Here is a 6914-nt window from a genome sequence, read left to right on the forward strand (position 1 = left end):
TAATATCTAAATTTTTTTGGATTATCTGTATTGATGATTTGATTATTCATAATTTCATCTAAAAAACATTGATGAATACGCCCTTAAAAAATGTCAGAAAGGCGAATTGTAATATTTAACCAACATGTGAAAAATAAACTTCTGATAGACTTGATGTTGATCTTTTGATCATTTTTTTCTTTTAATAAATCATAAAGAACTTAGGTCTTTCGTACAATTATGCGATTAAAATATATAACACTTTGTTTACTGGGTTTGAGTATTACTGGGTGTGCTCAACATGTCATAAAAACCAATTCAACGGATCAGTCTCTCGGGCAACAAGCCACTCAAGGCTTAAACGCAATGTTTGAAAATGCCAGTTATGACATGAAAGGGCAATTTTCAATTCAGACAGATATTCAGTTCGATGAAAAAAAGCCTGAAACCAAGTCAAAACCTGCGATAAGCACACAGCCAGAGCTGGATCCTAAACTTACAAAACAACTGGATCAGTTGATTAAAACCCAAAATATTCCATTTAGCCAAAAAGAAAAGAAACAGCTCTATCAAGCGATTGCCAATGAATCGATCCCACCATCAGCGCGCTATAGCGATGAAGATGATGGCGTTTCTCCGCAATCCAAAATTGCACAATCACTACTGAATGTGTTGAATGATTTACAGTTTAGCTATAGCGGTTCAGTACATTTTAGAGAAAAACTTGCTGCCTTAACCTTGCAATTGAGTTATCAAAAACCGACCTTGCAGGTGAATGCACAGTTGCCGATGATCATTGATTTTAATCAACATAAATTTTATACCAACTACTTTGCGTTCATGCCGTTTATGGTGAATCGCGAAAGCCAAAGCAGCTTGGCTTATGTGGATTTTTCAAAACATAAAGAGACGATTGCTCAGTACGATTTGAAAAAATTTGCTGACTATTTAAAACAGATGAATGCTTTGCCCTATGTCTTGGCAGAGCCGAATCAAGTGCAAAATATTGCTTTAACACGTGATGAAAAAAATGCAGGGCTGACTAAAAAAATCCGCTATGTGGGTGATCTCGATGCGCTTTACACCCAGCTTGAACTTTTTGATTTTGTGAACGCCAACTATTACACCACGCAAATCAAAGGTCAGCGCAATAGTGACGCTGAGCAAGATGAATCTGTGGACGCTGCTGCGCATCTCAGTGCTTCCGAAGAGGCGATGGCTGCGGCTGAAGCGGCGGGAGGGACTGCAGTAGCGGCAGCAGCTGAGGATGAAGACTATGATGCGGCTTATGCATCTGTAGAACGTGTGAATGAGCTGCTCAATGCGAAAATGCATGGCCTGATGTATCACCAACACGAAACGGAAGACGAACAAACGTCTTCTGCCGCTGAATCTGCTGAAGAGGCGATTGATACTGCAAGTGCATATGCGGAGGCAACCGCGGGTGATGACGAAGAAGCCTATAGTTCGGATACTGAAGTAACCGAAGTTTATGCGGCTTCCGAAGAAGATGATGAAACAGCGAACTTATCTGAGGAAGTCTGTCAGGCCTTGATGAACACCAAACAGGTGCCGATTGGTAAAGTCACACTGTGTCAGGATTATCAAGATGTTCGGGTGATACCGCTGCAAACAGATTCTGTACCATCGGCTTCTGCTGCGGACGCATCCAATACAGATTCAGAGATTTCGGATGCTGTTGAGCAGTTAAAACCAGTATTCCAGCAATATCAAAGTGAACAACTTATCGATGTAAAACAATTTCAGCAATTATGGCAAAAGCATCAAGCTGAAATTGCGCAGGTGCTGAATGCACAGGATAAATCATCTTCGAATGTTGTGATGGATGTAGGCTTAGATCACAAAGGCCGCGTCCAAGTAATGGACTATCAATTGGCCTTTAATGAGCCACGTTTAGGTCAATTAAAGCTGAAAAGTAGCAACCAAATCTTGAATTATGGCAATGCGACTAAAATTGATCGTCAAGCCATGAAACAGGCAAAATCCATTGAGGAAGTCAGTAAAGATTCACTCTTTGAAAATATGTTGAAAGGTCTGCTTGCACCAATCACGGGAAATGATCCTCTGCTTGTTGAAGCAGAAACTGCATCGGTCGATGATGTCCGTGCTGCAAATGAAGAAATCGAACTTCCTGAATATCTAAGTATTGTAGCTTTGCAAAGTTATAAGCGCCATCAATCTGAAGTGAAAGCCTATCAAGCGGCATTTGTCGTGGCATTTGCTAACTATCGCGCTCAGTATGTGCGTTATTACTCAGTCAATGATTTGAATGAAATTGCTGAAGTTTATGCATATCGATTTGTTGATGGGTTAAAAGAACCAACAGGCAATGCGCTGAAACGTTTAAATCAATTACGTGATAAGCATGCTTTACATCGCTATCAAGACTTTGATGACTTAGGTTCTTCGGTCAATCATTATGTACAGTCGGGGATTGGTGAGTACAAAGCTCAGGTTGAGTGGAAACAATTGCAAAAAACCTATAAGACTGATCAGGCGATTTTTGCACATTTATATCAACAAAACTTTTTAGCCAGTTATGAACTGGAAGGAACTGAAAAAGCACATTTGGTGAAAGCATCAAAAATCTATGCGCAAGCCTTTGCTGATGATATCAAAGGAAAATTATCAGAAGCGTCATTACAAGGCCTAACAGCAGAACACGAAGAGTTGTTCAGCCAATCGGCTTATTATGAAACCTATAAGGCCATTCAAAAACACAAGAACTAAGTTGGATCAAAAAAAGAACCTCAATTGAGGTTCTTTTTTTAGGTGTTTAGCCTGCTCAGAAAGTGAATTGAGCAAATCATTTTGAATTATAGAAAGTCTTTTAGATCAGGTTTAATGCCATTCCAAATGGAAAAAGATTCGATTGCTTGACCAACCAACATGCCAAAACCTTCTGAGGTTGGAACATGGCGTGCTTTGGCTTGATCCAAAAATGTCGACGGCTTGCCATAGGCCATTTCATAGGCGTGCGTGAATTGTAATGCTTCAGGCAAAATCAGTGCATCACCCGTTAAGCTTGCCGATGTGGCATTAATCACCAGATCAAATTGACCTGCTAAGTCAGTGAGGGCAATGGCTACAAGTTCGGCATTGGGGACAGCAGTTTTTAAGTCAGCGACCAATTGTTCAGCACGCGCTAAAGTCCGGTTGGCAATCACGATTTTTTTGGCCCCAGCTTGTACCAGTGGGTAAATCACGCCACGTGTCGCACCGCCTGCACCAATGATCAATATATCGCTTTGTTCTAGATTCCAATCTAAGGCACGGATGGCATCGACTAGGCCTTGTCCATCGGTATTATCGCCATGGAGTGTGCCATCTTGCATCCATAATGTATTGACCGCACCTGCAATTTTGGCACGTTCAGTAAGGACGGCACATTGTGCATAGGCTTGTTCTTTAAACGGAACAGTGACATTCATACCGATGCCACCTTCGGCAAAGAAGGATTCGACGCTGTGCTGAAAACCATCGAGTGGCGCAAGTCGTTTGCTGTACTGAATGTCGAGGCCTGTTTTTTCAGCGAAGGCATGATGAAGTTCAGGTGAGCGTGATTGTTCAATCGGGTTGCCAATCACGGCAAATTGTTTGCTCATTGCACAGCGTCCATGTAGATGTGAAAGAGCAGACAATATACGCCAAATCTGATGATGGCTAAAGTTCGGGCAGTCTTAAAATCGTGAAATAAAGGGGGAAAATTAAGGATTACAAATATCTAAGACGCTTTGAATCAAGATGCTGGCAGCACTAATGACTAAACCAATGAGGGCCACGACCATGAAGCCAATGGCCAAATTATCATTCAAAGACGTTTCGGAAAAAATATTAGTACTGATAGCGCTGATCAGCACAACAGCAAAGCTCCAAAACACCAAGGCAGTAAGACTGACTGCTTTTTTATTGAGTGTTTGATGTGTCATGTGCGTTGTACTCCGTACAAGAAAGTTACAGCCATGAGTTTATTGACACATTGTGCAATGACATAGCGTAAAGCTGTTTAAAAGATGTGTCATTGTTGAGCAATATGATTACAAAGTAAATGCTTAAAAAAATTATTTATGCATCAAGATATTACATACAAATGAATACTCTAATCATCAGGCAATAAAAAGCCCCTGACGGACAGGGGGTGAATACATGTTTATCAGTTTATTTCAGCGTATTAAGCCAATCTTGCGGTTTTAAATAAAAGTCGGTGAGCTTTTTCTCGGCAGAATGTTCTTCCCATTCAGGACGATACGACCAGCCCGCCAAAGGTGGCATACTCACTAAAATCGACTCAATACGTCCACCAGTTTGCAAGCCAAATAAGGTGCCGCGGTCATAGACAAGGTTATATTCAACGTAACGACCACGACGGTAAAGTTGGAAGTCTCGTTGTGCTTCGGTATAGGCTTTGTCTTGGTTTCTTTGGAAGATCGGTAAAATCGCCTCTAAATAACCATTACCCACGGCCTGCATATATTTGAAACAGGTTTCAAAGTCCCATTGGTTGAGGTCGTCAAAGAATAAACCACCCACACCACGTTGTTCATCACGGTGTTTTAGATAGAAATAGTCATCACACCATTTTTTATGTTCATCATAGAGCGTATCGCTAAATGGGGCACAGAGATCATGGGCAGTTTGATGCCAAGACAAGACATCTTCATCATTTGGATAAAATGGAGTGAGGTCAAAACCACCGCCAAACCACCAAATCGGATCTTGGCCTTCTTTTTCGGCAACAAATAAACGCACATTGGCATGTGAGGTTGGGACGTTGGGGTTTTTCGGGTGAATTACCAATGACACGCCCATGGCTTGCGCTTTTGCACCTGCAATAGCGGGATGGCGTTCAGTCGCTGAGGCAGGTAATTTTGAAATGTTGATGTGCGAGAACATCACACCACCTTTTTCAATCACCGTCCCATTTTGTAGAACACGTGAGCGACCACCACCACCTTCAGGGCGCTCCCAGTCATCGATCGCAAATTCGGCACTTCCGCCACCAGCACGTTCTTGCTGTTCCAATGCGGCACAAATCCGTGCCTGTAAATCGCGAAGGAATTCATCTACACGTTGAATATCGGCTGAAGTTGGATTCTGCATGGTGACCTTTATTAAAATAATTTAAAGATAAGTGTCATCAAAGCATAAATTAGGTAAAAACTTAAGGCATTTTTCCCGATACTCAGCATCGGATCTATGCTTTAAATCTGGAAATCTAGTGATTAAACCAAAAGATCATGCAAAGTTAGCAGCAATTGCTCAGACTGAAATTGGGACTATTCCGACAAATTTGCTAGGTTGAATTCACTTCTGAAGCCCAGCACAATAATCATTAAGTAGATTTAAATTGAATCTCATTGATTGAAATGGTGCATCGATGTCTCAGCAAGCGAGTTCTTTAATTCAAAAATATAATGTACCGGGTCCACGCTATACCAGTTATCCAACCGTACCGTATTGGGAGGAAGCTGAGTTTTCATTACAACAGTGGAAACAGGGATTAAAGCGTTCATTTGATGAGACCAATCACAGCGAAGGCATCAGTCTGTACATTCATCTGCCATTTTGTGAAAGCTTATGTACGTTTTGTGGTTGCCATAAAAAAGTCACAAAAAAACATGAGATGGAGCTGCCTTATATTCAGGCGGTGCTGAAAGAATGGGACTTATATTGTCAGCTCTTGGTCGATCGACCGATGATTAAAGAAATTCATTTGGGCGGGGGAACGCCTACTTTCTTTTCTCCTGAGCATCTCACCCAGTTGATTCAAGGCATTCTAGTGCATGCTGATATTGCCGATACACATGAATTTAGCTTTGAAGGGCATCCGAACAATACCACACGTGAGCATTTACAAGCTTTGTATGATGTTGGTTTTCGACGCGTAAGTTATGGAGTGCAGGATTATAATGAGAAGGTGCAAAAAGCCATCCACCGTATTCAGCCCTTTGCACATGTTGAACAAGTGACACAGTGGGCACGTGATATTGGCTATACCTCTATTTCGCATGACTTGGTTTTTGGTTTGCCATTTCAGGATTTAAACGACGTGTTGCATACCATTGAACAGACCAATCGTTTGATGCCAGATCGTTTAGCCTTTTATAGCTATGCACATGTGCCGTGGATTAAGGGCAATGGTCAGCGTGGTTTTAAAGATGTTGATGTCCCGAAAGATGATTTAAAGCGTCAATGCTATGAGGAAGGTAAAAAACAGCTACTAGCGCAGGGCTATCATGAAATTGGGATGGATCATTTTGCATTAACCCAAGATCCGATGTATCAAGCTTTTCAGCAGGGCAGTTTGCACCGTAATTTTATGGGCTATACCGCATCGAAAACCCAAGTAATGATTGGACTCGGCTTATCCTCGATCAGTGATAGTTGGTACAGCTTTGCGCAAAATGAAAAGAAAATTGAAGACTATTATGCACGTTTAGAAGCGAATGAAATTCCAGTCTATCGGGGGCATGTGCTGACAAATGAGGACTTAATCATCCGTAAGCATATTCTCAATTTGATGTGTAGTTTCCAAACCTCTTGGGCAGGTCCAGAAATGCAATTTCCTGAGCTTGATGAAGTATTAGCGCAATTGGCTGAAATGCAAGAAGATGGCTTGCTCGAAATTTTTGATCAGTACATTCAGGTGAGTGATGCAGGCAAGCCTTTTGTACGTAATATCTGTATGGCTTTTGACTTAAGGTTAAAACGCCGTGTGCCGGAAAATCGTATTTTTTCGATGACGATTTGAATCTCCCCTAACCCCTCTTTAATAAAGAGGGGGAAGCCCACTGCTGTCCCACAATTTTTCACAAGAGGAAGCTCATTTGAGCTTCCTCTTGTTTTATGGGTATTTTATCGGGTGAAAATAAAGCTTTTAAAGTTCTTCTTTCAAACAAATTCACTTGAATTAT

At 41.5% G+C, this 6914-nt stretch carries 5 protein-coding genes; 2 read left to right on the forward strand and 3 right to left on the reverse strand.

What is annotated here, in order from left to right; translation table 11 throughout:
• Window positions 1-219 precede the first annotated feature (219 nt).
• A complete protein-coding gene (locus FTT72_RS07180; protein ID WP_180178100.1) occupies window positions 220-2730 on the forward strand; it encodes a hypothetical protein in 2511 nt (836 codons plus the stop codon).
• Window positions 2731-2816: 86 nt separating this feature from the next.
• Here FTT72_RS07180 and aroE read toward each other — a convergent pair whose 3' ends face one another.
• From aroE to hemF, 3 genes are all read right to left on the reverse strand, one after another.
• Window positions 2817-3605 (reverse strand): shikimate dehydrogenase, encoded by a 789-nt coding sequence (gene aroE, locus FTT72_RS07185; RefSeq protein WP_180178101.1) that lies wholly within the window; start codon window positions 3603-3605, stop codon window positions 2817-2819.
• A 102-nt stretch (window positions 3606-3707) separates the two neighbouring features.
• Window positions 3708-3929 carry a hypothetical protein gene (locus FTT72_RS07190; RefSeq protein ID WP_078189308.1) on the reverse strand — a complete coding sequence of 74 codons (222 nt, stop codon included), beginning with the start codon at window positions 3927-3929 and terminating at the stop codon, window positions 3708-3710.
• Between the two features lie 229 nt (window positions 3930-4158).
• Window positions 4159-5100 carry an oxygen-dependent coproporphyrinogen oxidase gene (hemF, locus tag FTT72_RS07195; protein WP_180026069.1) on the reverse strand — a complete coding sequence of 314 codons (942 nt, stop codon included), beginning with the start codon at window positions 5098-5100 and terminating at the stop codon, window positions 4159-4161.
• A 277-nt stretch (window positions 5101-5377) separates the two neighbouring features.
• Here hemF and hemN point away from each other — a divergent pair, with 277 nt between their 5' ends.
• The gene (hemN, locus tag FTT72_RS07200; RefSeq protein ID WP_180062851.1) at window positions 5378-6751 is read left to right on the forward strand and encodes an oxygen-independent coproporphyrinogen III oxidase; all 1374 of its coding nucleotides are present in this window, start codon (window positions 5378-5380) and stop codon (window positions 6749-6751) included.
• The last annotated feature ends 163 nt before the right edge of the window (window positions 6752-6914 follow it).

This window comes from Acinetobacter sp. YH01005 (assembly GCF_013420465.1).
Lineage (GTDB): Bacteria > Pseudomonadota > Gammaproteobacteria > Pseudomonadales > Moraxellaceae > Acinetobacter > Acinetobacter amyesii.

What these genes read in the sequence shown, in the direction of transcription:
- FTT72_RS07180 (WP_180178100.1), top strand. Translation starts at nt 220, where the DNA reads ATGCGATTAAAATATATAACACTTTGTTTACTGGGTTTGAGTATTACT.
- aroE (WP_180178101.1), bottom strand. Translation starts at nt 3,605, where the DNA reads ATGAGCAAACAATTTGCCGTGATTGGCAACCCGATTGAACAATCACGC.
- FTT72_RS07190 (WP_078189308.1), bottom strand. Translation starts at nt 3,929, where the DNA reads ATGACACATCAAACACTCAATAAAAAAGCAGTCAGTCTTACTGCCTTG.
- hemF (WP_180026069.1), bottom strand. Translation starts at nt 5,100, where the DNA reads ATGCAGAATCCAACTTCAGCCGATATTCAACGTGTAGATGAATTCCTT.
- hemN (WP_180062851.1), top strand. Translation starts at nt 5,378, where the DNA reads ATGTCTCAGCAAGCGAGTTCTTTAATTCAAAAATATAATGTACCGGGT.